Source organism: Chloroflexota bacterium, assembly GCA_026713825.1.
In the GTDB taxonomy this organism is placed as follows: domain Bacteria; phylum Chloroflexota; class Dehalococcoidia; order Lucifugimonadales; family UBA1127; genus UBA1127.
This window is the reverse complement of the sequence record JAPONS010000061.1, coordinates 30,827-54,127: the sequence shown is the minus strand read 5'-3', so window position 1 is coordinate 54,127 and position 23,301 is coordinate 30,827. Positions and strand designations below refer to the sequence as shown.

Here is a 23,301-nt window from a genome sequence, read left to right as displayed (position 1 = left end):
CGTGGGCACCGGCACGCCGTGGTTGAGCGAAGAAACGGCCCCCGGGGCGGTTCCCCTGGCGTTCACCCGGGGCGTTCCCTTGGTGTACTCTGGTGAGTAGACGTGTTGGCTGTTCTCTCGGTCGCGCGCAATCTCGTCCGGGGCGCGGAGATCTCCGAGGGGGACCGGCTCTGGGGGTCGATGCTGCGGGGGGGGGGGGGGGGGGGCGGCGCGGGGGGCCGCCCCCCCCGCCCCCCGCGCGGCGCCCGCGCCGCGCCGCCCCCCCCGCCCCCCCCCCCCCCCCCCCCCCCCCCCCGAAAGACCCCGCAGGTGCCCGTGATGTGCCACCCCGCGTCGTAGTGGTTGGGGTAGACGGAGAGCCCGACACGGCAGCACGCCTCGACCCCGAGCACGGTCGCGGCCAGGACGTCGAGTCCCGTCGCGCCCTCGCGCTCGGCAACGGCGAAGGCCGCCGGGATCGTCGGCGCCGAGGGATGGATCACGGTCGGGAAGTGCGTGTCGTCGTAGTCCTCGAGGTGGGCCAGGTAGCCGTTGGCCAGCGCGGCGTTCTGCAGGTTGGTGCGGCCGCCGACGCCGATGAGCGAGGCGCTCGCGGCGCCGCCCTCCTCCTCGAACAACCCCGTGAGTATTTCTGCGGACGGGTCCGCCGAGGCGTACAGCGCCACGGCCATGTAGTTGATGATGCACCGCTTGCCCTCATGCAGGATGGGGGCCGGAATGGCCTCTGCCGGCGTGTTCAGGATGAAGCGGGCAAGGGTTTCAGTCGCGCCCATATCAACAGCCTCGCAACAACGGATTCGCCCCCACGGGCGCATACACACACATCAAACGCCCGTCATACCGGCGCAGGCCGGTATCCAGATACCCGCAGGGACGGAGTGCCATTGTACTACGGGGGGTGCTTCACCGGGGACGCTATACTACACTACAATAGGACTAGTCGGCAGGGCTGCTGAAATGGCCTGTGGGTTTTCTCGTCGACCACTCAGTATCCCTAAGGTTGAGGCCAGTTGCTATTTGTAGCTGGCCTCTTCTCTTTTTGTACGAATGTTCGTAAATCAGGTGCTTTCTGCCTTGAAAATCTATGCAAGGCAGCTATATCCTTTAACCCTGCGGCATGGCATGGCATGGTGAGGCGCGGCATGGTAGTGCACGGCATGGCCCGGTCAGGCAAGGTTGGGCGTGGCACGGCATGGCTTGGTTAACTCCTCACGGCGAGGCCGGAAAATCCAGGGTGCGATAAAGGATCAGGAGGATTCTTCATATGGCCTCCGCGCGAAACCCGTCCCCCTGAGCTTGTCGTAAGGGCGTGCACGCGGACGGGAACATCGTACTACGACGTACTACGACGGGGCTGGCCGGATATCTCCGGCCAGCCCCGTCTTGTGTTTTAGAGAAAAAATATTCTAAAACCCCTTGACTTGGTCCGCACTGAAGATCGTATCCTGAGCACCCGCGGCATGGCAGTGCGCGGCCAGGCCCGCCGAGGCGTGGCAGTGCATGGTACGGCAAGGCATGGCTAGGCGTGGCCCGGCATGGCAAGGAAAACGAGGCGGCAAGTGTGAGCAACTCCTTTGACTACTCGCATCCGGCATACCTCTCCGCCAAAGCGGATGCGTTTCGTCGCTCGGACGGCAAATGCCAGTTCTGTGGCCAGCGGGAAGCGACGGAGGCGCATCATTGGCGTGAACGCTACCTGCCCGCCGCCGAGACGACAGCCGAGGACCTGACCGCCCTTTGCGGCATCTGCCACAAGATGGCAACGACGGTAAGGCGGTTTCACGGGAACATCTGGGAAGTCATCAGCATTATTGAGAGGACGGTTCAGGAATGCTATACGACGTCAGGATCAAAGGCCTCTCTCCGCTTATCCAACACTCATCCCTTGGAGTCGACTCCAAGCACCCAGCCAACATTGAGAAGGCAGAGATCACGCGGAAGAAGGGGAGCAACCGAACTGCGTCCGACGACGCCAGAATCGCCGAACTCGACACCCTCCTCGGATTCTGGCTCGACTCCGGTAACCGCCCGACGGTCCCGGCTGCGGCGATCCGCTCATGCCTTGAGACCGCCGCAAAAAAGCTGAAGCAGGGTGGCCAAGTACGGGAAGGGTTGACGGTGATCAACACCCGCCTTGAGTACGATGAAGAGAGATACGGGACGGACTTGGAGACGCTCCAGGCCAGCACTCAGTTTCGCGCAGTGGTCGTGGTACAACGCAGTCGCATGATGCGAACACGGCCCATGTTTGGACTACCGTGGGCAGTGACATTCCAAGTGGATACGGAAGACGATCTTGTGGATGAAGCGCAACTCCGGCAATGGCTGGACATTGCTGGCCGTCGTATTGGCTTGGGTGACTGGCGACCGGAAAAGTCAGGCGAGTATGGTCGGTTTGAGGTTGAGAACCTGACGGCAGAATCCTGATGCAAGGCACGGCTCGGCCCGGTAGGGCAAGTTGGGGCAGGGTGCCGCACGGCGTGGTAGGGCATGGTGTGGCCCGGTACCGCACGGCATGGCAAGGCAGGGCAGGGCAAGGATTACCGAAAAAAGACGACTAGCCTTGCCCACCTCCAACCCTTCAATCAGTGCGGATAATGTCATCGCCTTGCCAAACATCTTCTTATCCCCCACAATAGACATAGTTACAAAATGAGGATGATGTCATAGCTTCCAAGACTCCGAACCCCACTCAGGCTCCCGACCAGGTTGAGCACACGTTCCTTCGATTCTTCAAACGGTGGCGCCGCAAGCCGGACCAGGCCGAGCCGTTACAAGACTCACCGCCCTCCGGCGCCACAGCCGCCGCTGTCACCGACTCTCCCGTCCTCGACGCGACCTTCCCCGCTTCACCGGACGAGACCAAGCCCAAGCGCCGCCGTCGCCGCAAGGCCGCCAAGCCCATCGAATCCATCCAAGCCCCACCTCCGGACGTTCCCGCCACCTTCGGCCCCGTCTCCGTCAGCAGGGAAGTTGCCCAAGCCCTTCACGTCATTGGCTACCAGAGCCCCACACCCGTGCAGGAGCAATGCATTCCCCTGATGAACGACGGCAAGGACGTCGTCGCGCAGGCGATGACCGGCACTGGGAAGACGGCCGCGTTCGGCATACCCCTCGTGGAGAAGGTGGACACTGAGCGCAAGTCGGTGCAGGCCATCGTGCTCGCGCCGACGCGGGAGTTGGCCGTCCAGGTGAGTGACGAGCTGCACCGGCTGGGGAAGTTCAAGGGCGTCCGAGTGGTCGCCTGCTACGGCGGACAGGCCCTCAGCACGCAGATTAACGCGCTCAACGCGGGTGTCCACATCGTCGTCGGCACGCCGGGACGGGTGCTCGACCACCTCCGACGCCGCACGCTGTCGATCGCCGAGGTCCGCGCCGTCGTGCTGGACGAGGCCGACGAGATGCTTGACATCGGCTTCCTGCCGGACATCGAGCGCATCCTGCGCCAGACGCCGCGCGAGCGGCAGACGGCCCTCTTCTCGGCGACCATGCACGCCGCCGTGCGGGGCATCGTGCACCGGCACCTGCGGTCGCCATCGTGGGTGAGCATCGGCGAGCAGCTACAGACTGCTCCCAAGGTGCAGCAGGTCTACTACGAGGTATGGGAAAAGGACAAGGTCCGCGGCCTCGCAGGCCTCCTTCACCAGGACCTCAACGGCGGCAAGGCGCTGCTCTTTCTGCGCACGCAGGCGGGCGTCGACCACCTGGTGCGCTCGCTGCAGCGGCACAACGTCACGGTGGCCGGCATCCACGGCGGCATGACGCAGCCGCAGCGCAGCGGCGTCATGCGCTCCTTCAAGGAGGGCAGGTTGAAGGTGCTGGCGGCGACGAACGTGGCGGCGCGCGGGCTGGACATCCCCGAGGTCTCGCATGTCATCAACTACGACATGCCGCAGAATATGGAGGAGTACGTCCACCGCATCGGCCGGACGGCCCGCATGGAGGCTGACGGCACCGCCATCACCTTCGTCACCGAGTGGGACATCGACATGCTGGACGCCCTCCTGGACAGCGTGGGAGATGGCCTGGAACGCGGCACACTCCCCATGTACGCCTAGCGTGGCTTGACGCTCAGCGTCAGGGAGACTAGGCTCAAAGCACCACCCAAGGGAGCGCGCCCGAATGACAATGACCGCAAACGTGGCCCGCATCTTTGAAGACGCCCGGCTGATGCACAATGCCGCCTTGACTCTCATGAACACGGGCGACATCCGTGACGCCGCAGAAAAGGCATGGTGCGCAACCAAGCGCGCAGCCGACGGGATGATCACCGCCCGCACAGGTGAGGAACCTCCGACATCGGCCGGCACCAGCATGAAGCTGCGCGACCTCGCAAACACAGACGCAGACGTACAAGCGTTGCGTCAAACATACAGGGAACGACTCGGCACGCTTCACGGGGACTGCTTCTACTACGGCATATGCCAGCCAATTGACTACATCATCCAGCTCATCCGAGAATCCGACGACTTCATCAAAGAAGCGGAGCAGCTCGCCGACGCCTAGTCGAGTCCCTTGACGTTCACCTCTCTCCGGTCTAGCCTCATGCCAGTTGAACGAGGGAGGTTGTGATGCTTACCCACGAGGAAAATGAGTTCATGTGCCGTGTCGGTCCCGGCACGCCCATGGGCGAGTACCTGCGGCGCTTCTGGGTCCCCGCGATGATGTCCGAGGAGCTGCCGGAGCCTGACTGTCCGCCCGTGCGCGTGCGCCTAATGGACGAGGACCTCGTCGCATTCCGCGACACCGACGGCAACGTCGGCCTCGTCGACAACTACTGCCCTCACCGGCGGGCCAGCCTCTTCTTCGGCCGCAATGAGGAGTCGGGCATCCGCTGCGTCTACCACGGCTGGAAGTTCGACGTGAACGGCGACTGCGTCGACATGCCCTCTGAACCCGCCGAGTCCAACTTCAAGGACAAGGTCAAGATTGCCGCATATCCGTGCCGGGAACGCTCCGGCTTCGTGTGGACGTACATGGGCCCGGCGGACAAGACGCCGCAGATGCCGGACTTCGAGTGGATGCACGTGCCGGAGGAGAACCGCGGCTTCGCCAAGTTCATCTATGAGTGCAACTTCGTGCAGTCCGTGGAGGGCGAGATCGACACCGTCCACGCCAGCTTCCTGCACAGCAACCTGGACGCTCAGGCCGTGGCCCCTACCGCCACCACCAGCGGCAGCCGCTATATGTACAACGAGCGGTGGGCCAACTTCTTCGTCCGCAACAAGGACTACGGGCTGCTCATCGGCGCGCGCCGGCCTGCCGAGAACGACAGCTACTACTGGCGCATCTCGCAGTGGCTGCACCCCTTCTACACCATGACGCCGCGCGAGCCCGGCACCGGCGAGAACTCCTACGTGCGCTGCCGCATGTGGGTGCCCCGCGACGACGAGACCACGTGGGTCTACCTGAGCCACTGGCACCCCAGGCGCCCCATGTACGAGCAGGACCGCCGCGAGATCGCCTCGTGCCGCAACCTCATCCCGGGCACATGGCGGGCCAAGGCGAACATCGAGAACGACTACCTCATCGACCGCGAGATGCAGAAGACGAAGACGTACGCGGGCTTGCCGCGGGGTACCGGGCGAGTCGAGGACGCGGCGATGATCGAGACGATGGGCAAGGTGGTGGACCGCCGCGTCGAGCACCTCGGAACCAGCGACCTGGCGATCATCGCGATGCGCCGCCGCCTCATCAAGGGCGCGCAGGAGCTGCAGGAGGGCATCGAGCCGGCGCAGGCGCACCACCCGGAGTACTACCGCCAGCGCTCCAGCAGCGCGGTTCTCCCACGTGACGTCCTCTTCGACGAGGACCCGGAGGTGCAGGCGGAGATCACCGCGAATTTGTGGTGAGGAGCCGTAAATCAGAGCAGCCCGATCTCCTCATTTCTGTAGGGTGAGAAGATTGGGCTGCTCTCTTGTCTGCGCCGTCTAGTCGTTGCGGTCTCGGAGGACGACCCTCCAGTCAATCCCTAGCTGTCGTAGCGCTGAGCGGATGGTTCCGAGCCGCAAGTCTTTGCTGCCCCAATCAGGAATGGAAGCCCTTCCACCCGTGGCGTCGTTCACCCACCTGCGATGTGAACCTCTGTGCCGTGAAGGCAATTCCCTGCAACCCAGATCGGTCAGCTGCCGGGTTAATTCACGATACCTCACTCCTCCATCTGCACGGCGGGTATCAGGGCAACAACAGATATAGGGCCTTCTCTATCGGTGACGAACAACTCGGGAGGCAAGGGTCGACCATCGTCTTCGTAGAACTCCAGCACAGTAGCCCAAGCGTCCTGAACATGCTCGATGACCTCGTCCAGGTTGTCCCCCTCCGTTATCAACTCCGGCACCAGCGGAGATGTGACGGTGAATCCGCCCTCAGGCTGCGGCTCCAACAATAACGGCAACCGTACCGCCGGAATGACGCGACCTTGCACGGCCATAGCCAATCTCCTTTCCAAGCGCTCGCTTTTACCTTATGCCCTAATCGTGAAGAAGGGCAAGCGCCCTGCCTTCCGCACTTGCCCCTCCGTATATTATTTCGGCTTTAGCCATGTGCCCCTACGCCAGCCCAAGCACCTCGGCCGGCATATTGGCGGGGTCCGTGTCCTCGCCCATGCTGAGGACGTGGTTGCACAGGCACTTGTGCTCTTCCTGCGAGTACCGCTGTGCCTCGCTGGCCGCCACCCAGTCGCCGTCGATGTCGAGGCCGACACAGGCGTGGCGCACGTGGTTGAGCTCGGCGTCGTCCACGTTGGGCGGCACGGTGCCGTCCTCCAGGTGGGCGCTGGCGGCCCGGATGAGTTGCCGCCGGACGATGATGCACATGCCGTCGGTGGTGCCCAGGTGCTCACGGGTCCGGTCGTAGATCGGCTCACCCGCGGCATTGGCCATGAGCTCAGTCATCGCCCTGTCCTGCAGGTTCATGACGAATGGTACGCCGCTCATCATCTCCGTCTTCTCGACTTCCATGTCGCGCCAGTAGTCCGAGTCCTTGTTCGCGACGGTGTGGAAGTAGGTGAGCGGGTTGCTGGTGCGCTCGACGTAGCCGCCGGTTGGGTGGAAGGGGTCCTGGAAAATGCGGCTGTTGCGCTCCTCCTCCGTCATGGCGCGATTCCGGTAGCCGCCGAGGGAGATGAGCATCGAGTGCGTGTCGTCGACGGGCACGTGCGCGCGAAGGTGCGCCTGTTCGGAGTCGCCGCCCACCATGGTGAAGATGGGGAAGATGAACTGGTTGATGCGGTGCCAGTACCGGTCTGTGTCGCCAACCTTCCGCCTGGCAGTGTAGAAAGCGCCGTATTCCGCGGGCTTGGCCTGCACGAAGGGGTTCTTCATCGGGCTGAAGGTTCCCCGGATGTGACCGCGTCCGATCACCGGCACGTCGGCGCGCAACCGGGCGTGCAGCCAGTCGAGGTGCACGGAGTCCGTGTCGCCCTCCAGGTTCTGGAACCAGTTGGCCTCCTCCATCATGATGATGGGTGGGAAGGCGTTCTCCTCGGGAATGAGGTTGACGTCGAAGGCCGGGAAGGGCGGCGGCGTCTCGCGCGGGCCCATGTAGATCCAGATCATGTGGTTGACGTCGCGGCAGGGGTAGGCGCGGATGCGCACCTTGTCCTTGTAGTTGCTGGTCTCCGGCTCCGAGGGCATCTCAAGGCACTGGCCGTCGACCTTGAACTTCCAGCCGTGGTAGATGCAGCGAAGCCCACCCTCCTCGGAGCGGCCGAAGTAGAGGCTCGCACCGCGATGGGGGCAGGACTCCGGGAAGCACCCGACGTTGCCGTCGCTGTCGCGGAACATGACGAGGTTCTCGCTGAGCAGCCGCATGCGCTTGGCGGGCGAGTCCGGCGTGGGAAACTCATTGGACGGGAGCGCTGGAATCCAGAACTCGCGGATCAGGTTCCCCATGGGCGTACCCGGCCCAACCCTGGTTAGCAGCTCGTTCTCTTCCCTGGTGAGCATGACTCCTCCCGAGTGAATGTAGATTTATGGTTGCCCGTGTGCGACTGTAGCTGAGGGTATGGGCAGGCGTATCCAAAGTCAAGCGCAGCAGCTACCGGCAAGGGCCTACGACGCCTCCGCAGTGTCGGTTGACGAGTCTCCCGCATCGCGCACCCACGTCGGGCGTGTGAACTGGGCGATGGCCACGAGCGCGGCGACTGCGAAGATGACGATGAAGACGCCGGCCGGCTCCCCCGTGAAGTAGGTCAGCGCCACCAGCAGCACGAAGCCGGCGCCCATCCCGACGATGGCGAACTTCTTGAGTGTAACAAGCAGAATGATCGCGGGAACCAGGGCGGCCACCGCCAGCAGCGGGATCAGCCCCAGCGCGACGCCGGCGGTCGTCGCGACGCCCTTGCCGCCGACGAACTTCAGCCACACAGGCCAGTTGTGCCCGGCGACCACCGCAATCGCCGCCGCATAGGTTGCTTCATCGGGCAGACCAAGCCAGCCGGGGACGAGAGTTGCAAGGAAGCCCTTGCCCAGATCGAACAGGAAGACGGAAGCGCCGCCCTTCTTCCCGAGGGCGTTGAAGGCATTGAGGGTGCCCGCGTTCAGCGTCCCCGTCTTGCGGATATCGACGCCCTTCACGTAGCGGGCAAGGATGTAGGACGGTGAGATGCTGCCCGCCAGGTAAGCGGCAACCGCCGTGACAGCCACAACCCAGAGGTCTTCAGTCATTTGCCCTTTCCTCTGAGCTCCGCAAACACCGTTGGGCGCCCGAACTGCCTTACATCTTGAACAGCTTGGCCGCCGTCTCGCCGAGCATGTCTGCCTTCTGCTCGTCGGACAGGTACTCCGGTTGGTTGATGAACGCCACTTGGTCGTAGTCCCCCATCCCAAAGGGGTAGTCCGTGCCCAGCATCACCCTGTCGTGGCCGAACGAGTCGATCAGGTAGTGCAGCGTCTGGTGGGAGTGCGTCAGCGCATCGAAGTAGAACATCTTCATGTACTCGCTCGGCAGCTTGGTAACCGACGACCCCGTCAGGCCCGAGCGAAAAGCGTGGTCCCACCGCCCGCGGATGTACGGGCAGCTTCCACCGCCGTGGGCCAGATAGATCTTGAGGTTGGGGAACTCATGGAAGACGCCGCCGAAGATGATGCTCCCCGCCGCGACGGCCGTGTCCGTGACGTTGCCGATGATGTTGTTGAGGAACCAGCTCTCCAGCCGGTCCGGCCCCAGGACGTTGGCCGGGTGGATGAAGACGGGCACGTCCAGCTCCTGCACCTTCGCCCAGAACGGCCCGAATTCCTTGGCGTCGAGGTTCGTGCCGTTGACGTTTGACGCGATGCCGACGCCGACCATGCCCAACTCCCTGACGGCGCGCTCGACTTCCGCCGGAGCCTTCTCCGGCTCGCTCATAGGCGCGATGCAAAGCCCAACGAAGCGATCAGGGTTCGCTTCCACCACACGGGCAAGGGCGTCGTTGAAGCGCTGCGCCGCCTCGGTTCCCTTGCTCAGCAGCCCCAGCCACGCCGAGAGCGCTTGCACCTGCACGCCGTGGGAGTCCATGTACGCCAGCCGCGCCCCAATGTCCGTGATGTTGCCCACCATATTGAACGTCCCAAACGGCTCCGGCAGCAGGTCGATTACCTCTTCAGGGACGATGTGGGCGTGGGTGTCGATGGTCCGCATGTGTTGCTCCTTCGTGTTTGTGATTGACCCCTGCTGGTTATGCCGACGCTTCCTTCTCCTTGGCCAGCAGCGCCAGACTTTCGCCCGAGAACCCGCCGAGGCCGAGACCCTGGTGGACGTCCCACTCGATGACCTCGTATGTGCGGAGTCCGAGAGCGTGGAACGGCTCCGAGTCGAGCACTTCCTTCGCCTCGTCCAGCGACCCGGCGCGAATGAGGATGATGCCCATCGTGCGGTCGCCGGACGGGCCGGAGAAGAGCACCCGGCCGTTGTCGTGCATCCTGCGCTGCCAGTCCAGATGCTCCTGCAGGTGCGGCGTGATCTGCTCGCGTGGCGCAGCAGGGCGCGAGAACGTCAGGTACCACATTGCGATGCTCCTTCAGGGCCGAGGGCACAAGCCTCCCAAATGCTACCGTCAACAGCCCCTTCCCCCTTGATGGGGGAAGGCTGGGATGGGGGTGCGCCCTCCGTTACCCTATCGGCCCCTGGAAGACCTGGTCCACGTACGTGTCGGACAACGGCTCCAGCGCCTCCGGCCAGTCCTCAACCCGGTGCGTCGACGCCGCCGGTCCGAGGGCGCGGCGCAGCTCCGCCGGACGAGGCTTACCTTCCCAGCCAAGCTGCTCCATGTAGTAGTACAGCATGATGCCGTTGCCCTCAGGGTCGAGCGCGTAGGCGGCGTAGTCGATGCCGGGGTGCAGCTCGGCGGGCAGGTCGAGGAACCGCACGCCGTGCTCCTTCAGGAAGGCGACCGCGTCCCGGAGTTGCTGGTAGCTGCCCACTTCGATGCCGAAGGACATGCAGGTGGAGACATCCGGCCAGCCGAGCTCGCCTCGCAGCTCCTCCGGGAACAACCCAAGCGTGTGATGCTCGGCGCCGTTGCGCAGGAATGCGACGCGGCGGCCCTTGTACCCGACCTCCTCGGTGACCGTGAAGCCCAGGTCCTCTGTGTACATCTCTATGGACGCGCCCACGTTCTTTACGAAGAGGTTGACCGGCCCGATCTTCGTGATCTTGAACGGCCGCGCAATCATCACGCCGCCGACCTCGAACGTCTGCGCCAGCATCTCCTTGCTGCGGTAGCCGGAGTGGATGTCGATGCCCTTCTCGAGAGCCTCGTCGACCTCGTCCTCCTCGGACATCTGCGGTAGGCCGGGCTCCTCGCGGAACCCGCGGTAGTACATGTCTCGGGGTTTGCTGCGCCCGTTCCAGCCCTCCTGCTCTATGCCGTAGTAGAGCTCGTTGACGTGCCCGTCGGGGTCGTAGCAGTAGACGTGCCAGTTGCTGCCGGGCATGTCGCGGCCCACGCGCATGATGGGGACCTCGCGCTCGTTGAAGTAGTGGTACGCGCCGATGACCTCGGAGAGCGCGCCGGTCTGCCACGTGATCTGGTTGATGTTGATGCCGTGCGCGCCGGTCATGCCCTCCGTCGACTTGCCCGAGGCTGCGGCGCGGCCTGCGGCCATCGCGTCCATCACCTTCGCGTTGAACAGCACAAAGGCGTGGTGGTCGGCGCCGTAGCGCATGAAGTAACCCTTCCCGTTGTCGATGTCCTTGAGCCACTCCTGCACCTGCGGGCTCGGGTTGTTCTTGAAGTCATTCTCGTCCGAGACCTTGAAGCCGAGCAGGTCCCGGTAGAAGACGACGCACTCGTCCATGTTGTGCACGTTGAATCCGAAGTGGCCCAGCCGCCGGATCTTGAAGGGCTGCCTCAGCATAACCCCGCCAACGTTGTACAACTTGCGACCGGTATCCGTTGCCATCGTGTGCCTCCCGTCAGTCAACACCAGGGTAATGCGGGTTCTGTGCCCAGTATTCTGTGCCCAGTATATGGTGCGCCCAGTATATCACGCACCTTGAGCCACTCCGCTACTGCAAAAGCTTGACCGCCCGCCGCGCCCGCCATAGCATCACCCGAAACCGAGACAGGGGTGTCGCCATGCCGACCCGTGAGGACCTGAAGCGCAGCGTTGCCGAGGAGATCGACCGCCGCGGCGAGGAGCTGGTGCACGTCGCGAAGACCATCCTGGAGCACCCGGAGGCCGGCTTCCGCGAGCATAAGACCGCCGCCGTCGTCGACCGCGTCATGGGCGAGATGGGCGTGCAGCGCCGCACGGGCATCGCCATCACCGGCGTGAAGGGCCACCTCGAGGGCGGCGCGGGCCCCGGCCCCACCGTCGGCGTCATGGGCGAGCTCGACTCGCTGCTGGTGCCGGGGCACCCCCACGCCGACCCGTCGACGGGCGCGGCGCACGCCTGCGGGCACCACGCGCAGATCGCCATGATGCTCGGCGTCGGCATGGGCCTGCAGGCGCCCGGCGTCCTCGACTCCCTCACCGGTCGCGTCGCCCTCATCGCCGTCCCGGCCGAGGAGTACATCGAGATCGAGTACCGCAATGAGCTCCGGCAGCAGGGCAAGCTGGAGTTCCTGGCCGGCAAGGCGGAGTTCCTGCGTCTCGGCGAGTTCGACGACATCGACCTCGCGATGATGACGCACACCTCCAGTACGCCGAACGAGGGCAAGCTGGCGCTCTCGTCGACCAACAACGGCATGATCGCCAAGTTCATCCAGTACCAGGGCCGAGCCGCCCACGCCGGCGGCGCGCCGCACATGGGCGTGAACGCGCTCAACGCCGCGATGCTCGCCCTCTCCGCCATCCACGCCCAGCGGGAGACGTTCCAGGACAAGGACACCGTGCGCGTACACCCGATCATCACACGAGGCGGCGCGTCCGTGAACTCCGTGCCCGCCGACGTGCGCATGGAAACCTTCGTGCGCGGCAACAACCTCGCAGCCATCGCCGACGCCGACATGAAGGTTGACCGGGCGTTGCGGGCCGCCGCGATGGCCGTCGGCGCGGAGGTGGAGATCACGACGCTGCCCGGCTACATGCCCATGCGCAACGACGACGGCATGATGTCCGTCTACAGCGCAAACGCCGCGTCGGTCGTGGGAGAGGAGCACGTCGGCCGCGCCGGACACCGCACTGGCTCGACGGACATGGGCGACGTCGGGCAGGTCATGCCGACCATCCACCCGTACGTCAGCGGCGCCGTCGGTTCAGGGCACGGCGTCGACTACCTCATCGAGGACTGGGACAACGCCGTCCTGAACGCGGCCAAGGCGATGGCTCTCACGGTCGTGGACCTGCTCGCCGACGGCGCGACGGGCGCGAATGCAATCAAGGCCAACCACAAACCGAACATGACCATTTCGGAGTACCTGCAGGTGCAGGGCAACACGCTGCGCCAGGAGACCTACAGCGGCTAGTTCCGCAGCATCGTCGCAACGAGCACCGCGGGCGTGCCGCCGTTCCACGGGCTCGTCGCCGTGCCGAATCCCGCGTCGAGCAGCCACTGCAAGTGCGCGTCGAGGCCGCCTGTGAAGCTCACGAGGTCGTAATCGAGGAACGCTCCGCCGGCCCGCAGCACGCTGAACGTCTCCTTGTACATGTCCTGGAAGTGCCTCTCGTTCGCGAGGTTGTGGAGCGCCAGCCCGGAGACCGCCAGGTCGAAACGGTGCACCAACCCCTCCGTCCACGTGGGCGTCGACAGGTCCGCCGTCACGAACTCCGTCCGGTCCGCGTAGGCGGCGAGCCGCTGCCGCGCGTGTTCCAGCATCGGCGCCGAGTAGTCGAGCAGCGTGACCCGCGCGTTGGGGAACGCCTTCAGCGCCTCCTCCGCCACCACTCCGTAGCCCGCGCCAATGTCGATCACCTCGACTGCCGCGTCTGCCGGAAAGGGCGCGTGCTGCATCATGTCGCTCAGGATGGGCCGCCGCTCGCCGTCGCGCGTCAGGTCGTAGTTGATCCAGTGGTCCACGTACTCCTGCGAGTGCCAGTCGTGGTGGCCGCCGGTCGGGTGGCGGTTTTCCTGCGTGGTCATGGGAATCCCTCCGTCAGTTCGAGTCTCGGCCATGATACACCGTTCAGGCGACAGGCCTTTCGGCGCCTCGGCTTCGCGAGTACCATAGCGCCATTCCCGCCCGGAGGATGTCATGCCAAAGCCGAAGATTGCCGTCTTCTCCGGCCCGCGCGCCACCGTCACCAACTCGCCGCCGCTGGTGACGAGCAACAAGGCGCGGCTGCCCGGCGAGCCCCTGCTCTCCGGCCGCTTCGATCATCTCGTCGGCCAGCTCCTGCACGAACCCGTCACGGTGCGCATCCGGAAGTGGACCGCGCACCCGCTCGAGGAGGACGCCCAGCGCCTCTACCACGACAACGGCCTCGACTACTACGAGGTCGAGCTGCGGCCCGAGGACGGTCCCTACCTGCTGCCGTACATGGCCCGCCGCAACGACGGCTCGCCGAACGGCGCTCCCTTCGGCAGCGGCCCCGGCGAGGACGGCCGGCAGCACCACTACCCCGACGCGTCGCGCGTCTTCGCCGACATCGACCGCACCATCAGCGGCCGCCACGACGGCGGCACGGGCAACGCCCTCGACACCCGCGCGGACTACGACTTTATCCGCGTGCTCCCGCCCTCCGGCTACACGCAGAAGGGCGAGGTCCCCGGCGTCGACTTCTTCGCCAGTGGCGGCCCGCCGTACAGCAAGTTCCCCACCAGCGCGGGCCTCGCGCGGGCCGCGAACATGGTCAACGCCACCCTCGCCACCGGCGAGTATGCGGGCGGCCTCTGGCTGGAGGGCAGCCCGACCGTCGAGGAGACGCTCTACTGGCTCAACCTGCTCGTCGACACGGACCTGCCCATCGCGGGCGCGGCGTCGCAGCGGCCCCACGGGCAGCTCGCCAACGACGGCGACCGCAACCTCGTCGACGCCGTCGACTACATCCTCTCCGGGCAGGGGAATGGCGTCGGCGCCGTGGGCGTGCTCGACGAGCAGCTTTTCGCCAGCCGCGAGTTCAAAAAGGCGGACGACCGCCCCGGCAACTACAAGGCGACGGGCGGCCACGGCGGCATCCTCGGCAGCGTGGGCCCGCCGGTGACGGTCTGGTACCGCCCCAACTACCGCCACACATCCTCGTCCTCCGTCAAGCTGACGGCGCTGCCCTCGCGGCTGGAGTTCCTCGACGCCGCCGGGGACGCCTCGACGACGGGCATCGACATCAAGGACGGGGACGGCGCGCTCCTCGGCCACGTGATTCCCAAGGTGCACATCGTTAAGTACGGCGCGTACATGCAGGCGGACGTGGAGGGCTCCGCGGACACGGAGGTCGACGTCCTCGCCCGCATCGAACAGGGCCTCGCCGAGCGCAACAGCGCCGACGTAGCCTCGTGCAAGCTGCACGGCTTCGTGCTCGAGGGCGCGTCGCCGTACGGGTTCGGCACCGAGGGGCAGGTCGCCGCCCTCACCCTCGCGGCGTACAGCGGCTTGCCCGTCGTCAAGGTCGGCCGCGCCGACCCCGGCGGCCGCGTACCCAGCAACCCAAACGACGCCTTCATCGAGGGCAGCAACCTCGACGCCAACAAGGCGCGGCTGCTCCTGATCGCCGCGATGATGAAGCTCGGCCGGATGCCGCGCGCCGCCGACCCGCGCAACCCGACGGCGGCAGAGCGTGACGCGCTAGTCACCAAGGTGGCCGAGTACCAGGATATCTTCGAGACGCACTAAGCGAGCGCTCGTTCGTCCTGAGGGAAATCGAAGGACAAACGGCGGCTCGCAGTGCCGGACGCCCTTCCGTATAATGGGCGCAGCCAACGGAAAAGGAGCAAGTGAAATGGCGACAACGCGACTACTTGTAGGCATGCATGACGGCGTGACCACCCTCTCGAGCGACGGCGGCTCTTGGACACAGGGGCCAGTCTCGCCCCTCGACCACGCGGCGGCCAAGGTGGCAGTCGCGCCGTCTGACCCGCAGCGAGCGTACCTCGTCGCCTACGAGGCCGGCGTCCACCGCAGCGACGACGGCGGGCTGACGTGGCGACAGCTCTCGGCCTACCCGACCGACCACGCCCACAGCGTCACCGTCCACCCCGGCGACCCGGACCGCGTCTACGTCGGCAGCGAGCCCGCGACCGTCTACCGCACGTCCGACGGCGGAGAGACCTGGGAGGAGTGCTCGGCCTTCCGCGAGGTGCCAGGCTCCGACGAGTGGACCTTCCACTGGGAGGGCCGCCACGCCCACGTCCGTTCGCTCTGCCTCTCGCCTGAAGACCCCGACGTCCTGTACGCGGGAATCGAGGTCGGCGGCATCCTTCGCTCTTGCGACGGCGGTGACACGTGGGAGCACCTGCAGGGCGCCCACCCGGACGTCCACAAGCTCATCGCAAGCCCGTCGCTGCCGAGAACGGTCTACGCCGCGACTGCCCACGGCCCATACCGCAGCGATGACGGCGGCGACACCTGGCTGGACATCGGCGAGGGCCTCGAGCGCCGTCACAACATCCCCATCGTGCCGTCGCCCGATGACCACAACCTGGTCATCGCGGGCGTCGCGAGCAGCGCCCGCCGCAAGGAGGCGCAGGCCGTGCGTTCCACCGACGGCGGGCAGTCGTGGACACGTTTGGAAAACCTCGGCGCCGACGAGAACATGGTCGTCGCTCTTGCGTGGGACCCCTCGGACGCCAACCGTGTCTTCGCGGGCACGGACCAAGGCGTCATCTACTCGAGCGCTGACCGGGGCGCTACGTGGAGCGTCATCTGCGACGCTCTGCCGACCGTGGCCGTCGGCTCCATGGCGGTGACGACGCTGGAATAGGCGCAACCCTGCCGGTCACCCTGCCACATCCTCCTTGCCCCTCCTTGGCGCTGAAAGCTACGCTGGCATTTGCAACGAAAGTGGAGTGTACCGGAAGGTTGAGAGGAGTTAGAGCGGGAGGCATGAAAAAGTGCAACAATTCAATGTGTATCTGAGTCCCCGCCATACAGCTACACATTGTTTCCCAAACAAGCCTACCTCAGCTAGGGATTGTTTCAGGAACAATCCATGGGGAACAGCTATGAATTGTTCCAGGAACAATGGCTGAGGGCCACCTACAAGGATGCCGTTTGTTTTGATGCCTTTCCATCCCCGCCGTCTGCGCCGATTCTGTATACTGGTACGGCAATGACACCCGCTGCGGAAAGCTCCAGGAGGGGCGGATGCGCCTACAGCCGGTAATCCTTGCCGGCGGTTCGGGCAGCCGGCTCTGGCCCCTGTCTCGCCAGGACATGCCCAAGCAGTTCCTCCCCCTCATGGGCGAGCGTTCCCTCTTGCAGGAGACCGCGCTCCGGCTCGTCGGCCTCGACGGCTGCGAGCCCCCCATCGTCGTCTGCAACGAGTCCCACCGCTTCCTCGTGCTTGACCAGCTCCGCGAAGCCGGGATCGAGCCGCTGGCCGTGGTTCTCGAGCCGCAGGGCCGCAACACCGCGCCCGCGCTGGCGCTGGCGGCTCACGAGGCGGCACAAGCGTCGCCGGACGGCCCGACGCTGCTGCTGGCCATGCCCGCCGATCACGCCATCGGCGATGTCGAGGCCTTCCGCGCCGCGGTCCTCGCCGGGGCAGAGGTTGCGTCAAGAGGCAGCCTCGTCACATTCGGCGTGACGCCAAACTCGCCCGAGACAGGCTACGGCTACATTCGCACCGGCGCGGCCGTCGAGGGCGCGGCGCTCGAGCTCGTACAGTTCGTGGAGAAGCCGGACGCCAAGACTGCGCAGACCTTCCTCGACTCCGGCGAGTATCTCTGGAACAGCGGCATGTTCCTCATGCCCGCGGCCCTATGGATCGAGGAGTTGGAGCGCAGCCGCCCGGACATCGCCGCCGCGTGCGCCGGCGCCATGGCGGGCGCGCAGCGGGCCGAGCCCTTCGTGCGTCCCGAAAGCGAAGCATGGTCATCGTGCCCCAGCGAGTCCATCGACTACGCCGTCATGGAGCGCGCGGGCAGAGAGGCGGCGGCGAAGCAGTCGCGCTACGCGGTGGTGCCGCTGGACGTCGGATGGTCGGACGTGGGCGCGTGGACGGCCGTGTGGGAGATGGGCAGCCGGGACGCGCAGGGCAACCGGACGCAGGGGGACGTCTTCCTGCGGGACACCAAGAACTCGTTGCTGGTCTCACGGCGGCGCCTGTTGGCGGGCGTGGGACTGGAGGACATCGTTGTCGTGGAGACGGCGGACGCCGTGCTCGTCGCACACAAAGACCGCGTACAGGAGGTCAAACAGGTGGTGGAATCGCTCGGAGAAGCCGGCCGTACGGAGCCGGAGTCATACCCGCACGTGCACCGGCCGTGGGGCACGTTCAGCGTTGTGGACAGCGGCCCCGGCTTCCAGGTGAAGCGGCTCACCGTGCACCCCGGCGCGGCAATGTCGCTCCAGTGGCACCACCATCGCGCCGAGCGGTGGGTGGTCGTGCGCGGAGAGGCGACGGTCACTCGCGGCGACGACGTGTTCACCCTCGGCGAGGGCGGTTCGGTCGACATCCCCGTGCGAACCGTGCACCGCATCGAGAACCAGGGCAGCGGTCCGCTCGACATCATCGAGGTGCAGCAGGGCGACTACCTCGGCGAGGACGATATCGTGCGGATCGACGACAAGTACGGCCGCCACGTGGACGGCTAATCGCGACGGAGGGACGCGTGACGGAAGCGCTCTACCACCAGGACAGCTACATCCAGACCTTTGAGGCCACGGTCACCGAGGTGCGTGACGACGGCGTGGTGCTGGACCGCACCGCCTTCTACCCCGGCGGCGGCGGCCAACCCAACGACGTCGGAACGCTGTCGGCCGGCGGGCACACGTGGCGGGTCACGAAGGTTGAGCGTAAGGACGGCGCAGTCGTGCACCAGCTCGAAGGCGGCACACCTGCCGTCGGCGACGCTGTAACGGGCGTCATCGACTGGGAGCGGCGGCACAACCTCATGCGGACGCACACGGCGCTGCACGTGTTGTGCGGCGTCATCTGGCGGGACTACGGCGCGCAGGTCACCGGCGGCGACATGCAGCCCCTCGCCGCGCGCATGGACTTCGAGTTCGAGCACATGACGGCAACGTTCGCCGAAGAGGTTGAGGAGCTCGTCAACAAAGAGGTCGCCGAGGGCCGGCCCATCACGCAACGTATCCTCCCGCGCGACGAGGCGATGTCCATCCCCGACCTCATCCGCACCAAGATCAACCTGCTGCCGGCGGGCATCGAGGAAGTGCGCGTCGTGGAGATCGAAGGCCTCGACCTGCAGGCCGACGGCGGCACCCACCTCGCCAACACCCGTGATGTCGGCCGCATCCGCATCGTCGGCCATGAGAGCAAAGGCCGCATCAACAAGCGCCTGCGTATCCAGATAGAGGACTGACGCCCGACTACCGCGCGCCCATCCGCTCCCGCACCTCGGACTCGCTGAACGGCGTCTGCATCGGCGCGATGACCTCGCGGGCGAGCAGATCCGCCTGCCGCATCCATACGTTCGGCGGTCCCGGCGGCCGCAGCACGAACTTGGTGATGCCCGCGTCCACATACTCTCGCAGCTTGGCGATGATCTGCTCCGGCGTGCCCATCGCCGAGTAGTCCTCGAGCGCCACGTCGTCGCGGCGGCGTGGCAGCGCCGAGGCCGTCAGCTCCCGCGCCTCCTCCGGCGATTCCGCGACGGCGCACGTAATGGACACGCCGAAGTGGTCGCCGGGGATCTCGCGGCCCGCCTCGGCGGCGTAGCCGTTGATGGCCGCGATGCCGACCGCGCACTCCCCCGGCGTGATGGCGGAGGGCAGCCAGCCGTCGCCGAGGCGGCCGGTGCGGCGCATCGCGGCGTCGCTCCGCCCGCCGATCCAGATGGGCGGGCCGGGCTGCTGCACGGGCCTCGGCGTCACGGTCAAATCCGTAAAGCTGTAGTAGCGCCCCTCGAAGGAAGCCTTGTCCTGCGACCACAGCAGCCGCAGCGCCTCCAGCGCCTCGTCGGTGCGGCGGGCGCGCTGCGGCTTGCTCGCGCCGAGCGCCTCGTACTCCAGCGGGTCCTCGCCTCCGAGGCCTGCCACGAGCAGAAGACGGCCCTCGGAGAGGAAGTCGAGGGTCGCGAGTTCCTTGGCCATGAGCACGGGATGGCGGACGGACATGATCAGCGCGTTGGTGCCGAACTTCATCATCCCCTTGCGGCCGCTCAGCGCCGCCATGGTGACCACCGGCTCCAGCGTGCCGCCCGACCCGACGATGCGGTCGCTGAACCAGAGCGAGTCCACGCCCCACTCCTCGCACCGGTCGACGAAGTGGAAGAAGCGTCCGGCGGTGCGTTCCCCGAAGGGCCACGCGCCAATGCCGAACCCGAGCCGTATCTTCACGTCCGCCATGTCTGCTCCCTTCCGCACCTGTCGTGGCGCCATGATAGTCGACGGGCGGTGCGCGGGCCAGCGCGAAGCGTTGCCCACAGCCGCCCCCTCCGCTACGATGGCTGTACTAATTCATGGAGGCCAACGGTGCCGGAAGTCGACGTGCGGCGTGCCGCCACCCCCGAGGACCTCGACGCCCTGCATGCCCTGCGCTGGCAGGTGTTCGTGGAGGAGCAGGGCGTGCCGCCGAAGCTGGAGAGCGACGAGCTCGACGAGACGGCCTGCCTGGCGCTGGCGTGGGCGGAAGGCGCGGCCGTCGGCACGGGGCGGTTCGCGATGCTCGACGGCGGCGAGGCCCGTGTAGGCCGCATGGCCGTCCGCGCCGACGTCCGCCGGCAGGGCATCGGCGGGCGGGTGCTGCACTTCCTGGAGGATGCTGCCGCCGCCGTGGGGGCCGTCGAAGTCACCCTCCACGCGCAGCGCTACGTGACGGCCTTCTACCTCACGCACGGCTACGCGGAGGAGGGTGAGCCCTTCGAGGAAGCCGGCATCGAGCACATCATGATGCGGAAGCGTCTCGCACCGCCCGCCCGTTCGCCCTGAGGGAAATCGAAGGACGAACGGCAGCATCCAGACTGTTGAACGGCCATCGACGCGACGGTAGAATCCAGGCATTGCCACAGCAAGGAGGCAACGTGACCCTCGACGCCAGGGGCCCCGGGTACGACAGGAAGGCGCGCCGCCAGCGCATGGGCGGCAACGGCAGCGAGCACTTCGACGAGGTGGACGGCTCCAGCGAGTTCTTCATCTACGTCGCGCCGAACATGTCGACCAAGGGCTATGACGGGCTGAAGAGCTTCCTGAACGGCCTCGGCTGCGAGGTCGAGTTTCCTGCCATCGCGCCGCTGTCACCGGGGCCGCGGCACCAGGCCGTCAAGATCACCAATGCCGGCGAAATCATCCCCAGCGCGGGCCTCAAGCGCGCCCATGCATGGGCGCACACGCACTCATTCCTGCACAGCTTCTTCAAGCCCCTCACGGCCAAGGAGTCCTAGCCCGGCCATATTGCGCACGCCTGCACCTACATGGGCGAGGGCTTGCCCCTCGGTGTCCCTCAGGACGAACAACCCTCTATATGGAAATCAATTCCTATCCAAAATTGCCGTCTTTGCATATGAATTGTTTTTCGTAACAATTCACGGATATTTGCGGAGCTTTCCGTCACCGTGGGTACGGAGGAACAATTCACGTTGTCGCAGCATGAAGAACCCATGGGGGTAAGGTAAGGAGGTATGCTGCAGTAGCGCAAGAGGGAAATGGCAGGGGGTCTCGCGGCGCGGCATTAGGGTGTTGCCTTGGCGCTGCCGGATACCTGCCCCGTATCAAGGCACAGAGCAGGCGGTTCGCCGGCATGACGATGCAGGGCGGCGCATTGAAAGAGAAGCCCCCGGCCCAGACGGGCCGGGGGCTTCCTTTAGCCTCTGTCAGCTATCCCAACGCTCTCCTTGGAGAACGCGTCTACTTGTAGACCGGGATGATCTGCTGAATGCTGTGGAACACGCCCAATGGGACTCCAGACCGCTCGTAGGACGCCACGACAGTCGGGTTGTATACGATGTCGTCAGGCGCCCAGAACATGGGGACAGCGATGTGCAGCGGGAACGAGACGTCACCCACGTTGCGGAGGCCGTCGAGCGCCAGCACCGGGTTCACCGTGGACCGTTGGGCAGTAATTGCCTCTTCCAACCCCTCAAACTCCGGGCCGCCGCGCGGCGTGGTGCCGGAGTGGTGGTGCACCCGGAAGGCCTGGGTCTCGTAGATGTTCGAGGTCATGAAAGTGATGCGATTGGTCTCACCAAATGACCTTGCGATTGCCCGGGTGGTGGCGGCGTCGCGCTGGTCGAGAGCGGCCTTAATGCCGATGTCCTGGAAGTAGCCCAGGATCGTCTCCGCCTGGTCAGCCTTCTCAGCGACACCGCTGCTGGGCGTGCCGTCAATCAGCACTTCCAGCGGGTTGTTCGGGCCGTAGCCGGCGTCAGCCAGCAGCTGGCGGGCAGCAACCGGGTCGTAGCCGTACTCAGACTCGAAGTCCCGGTCCCACTCGGGGTTCCAGTAGCTGGCGGTCGGCACCAAGTGCGGGTTGTGCACTTCTGTGCCCTGACCGCCGTAGTATACGTCATTGATCTCGTCCCTGTTGATGGCCTTGCTCATTGCTCGGCGCACCCGGACGTCACGGAAGGCTTGGTCGCAGTGGACGAAGCCACAAGCAGTGTTCTGAGTCTCGTAGTTGGAATACGACTTGTCGAATACGTGATGGTTCACAAAGAGCGCGCGCTCCCGTGCAAGGGTCAGGGAGCGAGCGATGGCCATGCCCTGGCCAACCGCCTGTTCCTTGAGGTCCTGCGGGAACTGGGCCATGTGGATCTCACCGGTGACAACGCCCGCCAACTTCGTAGAAGCCTCACCGATGAACCGGTACTCAATCTCCGGGAACTGCGGCTGGTAGCGCCAGTGCTCGATGCCGCTTGCCTGCATCACGAATCTGACGCTCTGCTCGCGCTCCACGAACTCATAGGGGCCCGTGCCGGCCGGGAGCCGGTCGGCCAGGGTGGGTGTGTCGCCCGGAATGATTAGGCCACCCAGGGCCTCCATGTCCTTGCCGCTTAAGATCTCAAAGGAGATCACGTTCCGCTCTGACAGGTTTGGCACCAACTCCGGGTTGGGCTGGTCTGTCTTAAGCACTACCTCGTAGTCATTTATCACGATAGGTTCGACCGCACGGTACTGGGACCGGTGGGTGTGGTCGGCATCATCACGCGTTTGCTGAATGTGGGTCGCAACAACGTCTGCGGCTGTGAACTCGCCGTTGCCTCCGTGGAACTGGACGCCCTGGCGCAGCTTCAACCGGATGGACGTGCCGTCAGGCTCCACGCTGAACTCCTCGGCCAAGCCGGGGAGGAAGGAGCCGTCCAGCGGGTCGACCGCGATCAGGGAGTCGTAGATGGCGTTCATGAAGTACGGGCCACGCGGGCTCTCAAAGCCCCAAGGATTGTTGGTCTCTTCTGAGGGCGGACCGTCTGCAAGAACCAGCCGTTCCACCACCGGCTCCTTGTCCTCCATCATCGCGGCCGTGGGTTCCGGCGCGGGCGCGCTCGTGTCCGAAGAACCTGAGGACGACGAGGTGTCGGACGGCACCGCAGTTGGCAACGAACTGATGCTGCCGGTGTCAGCGACCGTTGGTACAACTACCGGGTCAGCCGGCGTGCTCGCCCCACTGCCGGTATCTTCATCGTCGCCGCCGCACGCTGCAAAGACAAGCAACATGCTCAGCAACAACACAAGTGTGGCGAACCCGCCACGATAGAAACGCCTCATGTGGATACCCCCCTCACAATGTCTTGTCCGTGTGGACAGTATTGACGGCACACTACAGGGGTCTGCCGCCCTTAACCCAAAAAACGCTACACTACAGCTATATGCTTGTCAATACTTGT

The 23,301-nt window shown here is 65.4% G+C and carries 22 protein-coding genes; 11 read left to right on the top strand and 11 right to left on the bottom strand.

What is annotated here, in order from left to right; genetic code table 11:
- Positions 1 to 62: 62 nt before the first annotated feature.
- Entirely contained in the window at positions 63 to 773 is a 711-nt protein-coding gene (locus OXC99_07665) for an MmgE/PrpD family protein (protein MCY4624862.1), read from the bottom strand.
- A gap of 1,057 nt (positions 774 to 1,830) precedes the next feature.
- On the opposite strand from OXC99_07665, the gene OXC99_07660 reads away from it, so the two are divergent.
- The 4 genes from OXC99_07660 to OXC99_07645 all read left to right on the top strand — a co-directional run bounded on the left by OXC99_07660 (position 1,831) and on the right by OXC99_07645 (position 5,852).
- Positions 1,831 to 2,427, top strand: a complete 597-nt coding sequence (locus OXC99_07660) for a hypothetical protein (GenBank protein MCY4624861.1) — start codon at positions 1,831 to 1,833, stop codon at positions 2,425 to 2,427.
- Positions 2,428 to 2,912: 485 nt separating this feature from the next.
- Positions 2,913 to 4,058 (top strand): DEAD/DEAH box helicase, encoded by a 1,146-nt coding sequence (locus OXC99_07655; GenBank protein MCY4624860.1) that lies wholly within the window; start codon positions 2,913 to 2,915, stop codon positions 4,056 to 4,058.
- 64 nt (positions 4,059 to 4,122) lie between these two features.
- Positions 4,123 to 4,506 (top strand): hypothetical protein, encoded by a 384-nt coding sequence (locus tag OXC99_07650; protein ID MCY4624859.1) that lies wholly within the window; start codon positions 4,123 to 4,125, stop codon positions 4,504 to 4,506.
- 65 nt (positions 4,507 to 4,571) lie between these two features.
- A complete protein-coding gene (locus OXC99_07645) occupies positions 4,572 to 5,852 on the top strand; it encodes a Rieske 2Fe-2S domain-containing protein (protein MCY4624858.1) in 1,281 nt (426 codons plus the stop codon).
- Positions 5,853 to 5,930: 78 nt separating this feature from the next.
- Here OXC99_07645 and OXC99_07640 read toward each other — a convergent pair whose 3' ends face one another.
- The 7 genes from OXC99_07640 to OXC99_07610 form a co-directional block, all read right to left on the bottom strand.
- Positions 5,931 to 6,152, bottom strand: coding sequence for a type II toxin-antitoxin system HicA family toxin (locus OXC99_07640; protein ID MCY4624857.1), 222 nt, complete (start codon positions 6,150 to 6,152; stop codon positions 5,931 to 5,933).
- Positions 6,149 to 6,430: a type II toxin-antitoxin system HicB family antitoxin gene (locus OXC99_07635; protein ID MCY4624856.1), complete on the bottom strand. Its 282-nt coding sequence runs from the start codon at positions 6,428 to 6,430 to the stop codon at positions 6,149 to 6,151. The genes OXC99_07640 and OXC99_07635 overlap by 4 nt, the downstream gene beginning before the upstream one ends.
- A gap of 118 nt (positions 6,431 to 6,548) precedes the next feature.
- Positions 6,549 to 7,946 carry a Rieske 2Fe-2S domain-containing protein gene (locus tag OXC99_07630; GenBank protein ID MCY4624855.1) on the bottom strand — a complete coding sequence of 466 codons (1,398 nt, stop codon included), beginning with the start codon at positions 7,944 to 7,946 and terminating at the stop codon, positions 6,549 to 6,551.
- 105 nt (positions 7,947 to 8,051) lie between these two features.
- Positions 8,052 to 8,666, bottom strand: a complete 615-nt coding sequence (locus tag OXC99_07625) for a glycerol-3-phosphate acyltransferase (protein MCY4624854.1) — start codon at positions 8,664 to 8,666, stop codon at positions 8,052 to 8,054.
- A 49-nt stretch (positions 8,667 to 8,715) separates the two neighbouring features.
- A complete protein-coding gene (locus OXC99_07620; protein MCY4624853.1) occupies positions 8,716 to 9,621 on the bottom strand; it encodes an amidohydrolase family protein in 906 nt (301 codons plus the stop codon).
- Between the two features lie 37 nt (positions 9,622 to 9,658).
- Positions 9,659 to 9,988: a YciI family protein gene (locus OXC99_07615; GenBank protein ID MCY4624852.1), complete on the bottom strand. Its 330-nt coding sequence runs from the start codon at positions 9,986 to 9,988 to the stop codon at positions 9,659 to 9,661.
- Positions 9,989 to 10,091: 103 nt separating this feature from the next.
- The gene (locus tag OXC99_07610; GenBank protein MCY4624851.1) at positions 10,092 to 11,384 is read right to left on the bottom strand and encodes a VOC family protein; all 1,293 of its coding nucleotides are present in this window, start codon (positions 11,382 to 11,384) and stop codon (positions 10,092 to 10,094) included.
- A gap of 176 nt (positions 11,385 to 11,560) precedes the next feature.
- On the opposite strand from OXC99_07610, the gene OXC99_07605 reads away from it, so the two are divergent.
- On the top strand, positions 11,561 to 12,892 hold the full coding sequence (locus OXC99_07605; GenBank protein MCY4624850.1) for an amidohydrolase: 1,332 nt from the start codon (positions 11,561 to 11,563) through the stop codon (positions 12,890 to 12,892).
- On the opposite strand, the gene OXC99_07600 is transcribed toward OXC99_07605, so the two are convergent.
- Positions 12,889 to 13,506, bottom strand: coding sequence for a class I SAM-dependent methyltransferase (locus OXC99_07600; protein MCY4624849.1), 618 nt, complete (start codon positions 13,504 to 13,506; stop codon positions 12,889 to 12,891). The two genes, OXC99_07605 and OXC99_07600, sit on opposite strands and share 4 nt — an antisense overlap.
- Positions 13,507 to 13,618: 112 nt before the next feature.
- Here OXC99_07600 and OXC99_07595 point away from each other — a divergent pair, with 112 nt between their 5' ends.
- The 4 genes from OXC99_07595 to OXC99_07580 all read left to right on the top strand — a co-directional run bounded on the left by OXC99_07595 (position 13,619) and on the right by OXC99_07580 (position 18,843).
- Complete coding sequence (locus tag OXC99_07595; GenBank protein MCY4624848.1) at positions 13,619 to 15,193, top strand: asparaginase domain-containing protein; 1,575 nt, start codon at positions 13,619 to 13,621, stop codon at positions 15,191 to 15,193.
- Positions 15,194 to 15,299: 106 nt separating this feature from the next.
- The gene (locus tag OXC99_07590; protein ID MCY4624847.1) at positions 15,300 to 16,280 is read left to right on the top strand and encodes a YCF48-related protein; all 981 of its coding nucleotides are present in this window, start codon (positions 15,300 to 15,302) and stop codon (positions 16,278 to 16,280) included.
- 383 nt (positions 16,281 to 16,663) lie between these two features.
- A complete protein-coding gene (locus OXC99_07585; protein MCY4624846.1) occupies positions 16,664 to 18,115 on the top strand; it encodes a mannose-1-phosphate guanylyltransferase/mannose-6-phosphate isomerase in 1,452 nt (483 codons plus the stop codon).
- 17 nt (positions 18,116 to 18,132) lie between these two features.
- Positions 18,133 to 18,843, top strand: coding sequence for an alanyl-tRNA editing protein (locus OXC99_07580; protein MCY4624845.1), 711 nt, complete (start codon positions 18,133 to 18,135; stop codon positions 18,841 to 18,843).
- Positions 18,844 to 18,850: 7 nt separating this feature from the next.
- On the opposite strand, the gene OXC99_07575 is transcribed toward OXC99_07580, so the two are convergent.
- Positions 18,851 to 19,828: an LLM class flavin-dependent oxidoreductase gene (locus tag OXC99_07575; protein ID MCY4624844.1), complete on the bottom strand. Its 978-nt coding sequence runs from the start codon at positions 19,826 to 19,828 to the stop codon at positions 18,851 to 18,853.
- Positions 19,829 to 19,954: 126 nt separating this feature from the next.
- Between OXC99_07575 and OXC99_07570 the strand changes: the two genes are divergently transcribed.
- Together OXC99_07570 and OXC99_07565 are read left to right on the top strand one after the other, a co-directional pair.
- A complete protein-coding gene (locus tag OXC99_07570; GenBank protein MCY4624843.1) occupies positions 19,955 to 20,410 on the top strand; it encodes a GNAT family N-acetyltransferase in 456 nt (151 codons plus the stop codon).
- Between the two features lie 71 nt (positions 20,411 to 20,481).
- Positions 20,482 to 20,862 (top strand): hypothetical protein, encoded by a 381-nt coding sequence (locus OXC99_07565; protein MCY4624842.1) that lies wholly within the window; start codon positions 20,482 to 20,484, stop codon positions 20,860 to 20,862.
- 463 nt (positions 20,863 to 21,325) lie between these two features.
- Here OXC99_07565 and OXC99_07560 read toward each other — a convergent pair whose 3' ends face one another.
- Positions 21,326 to 23,182, bottom strand: coding sequence for an ABC transporter substrate-binding protein (locus tag OXC99_07560; protein MCY4624841.1), 1,857 nt, complete (start codon positions 23,180 to 23,182; stop codon positions 21,326 to 21,328).
- Between the last annotated feature and the right edge of the window lie 119 nt (positions 23,183 to 23,301).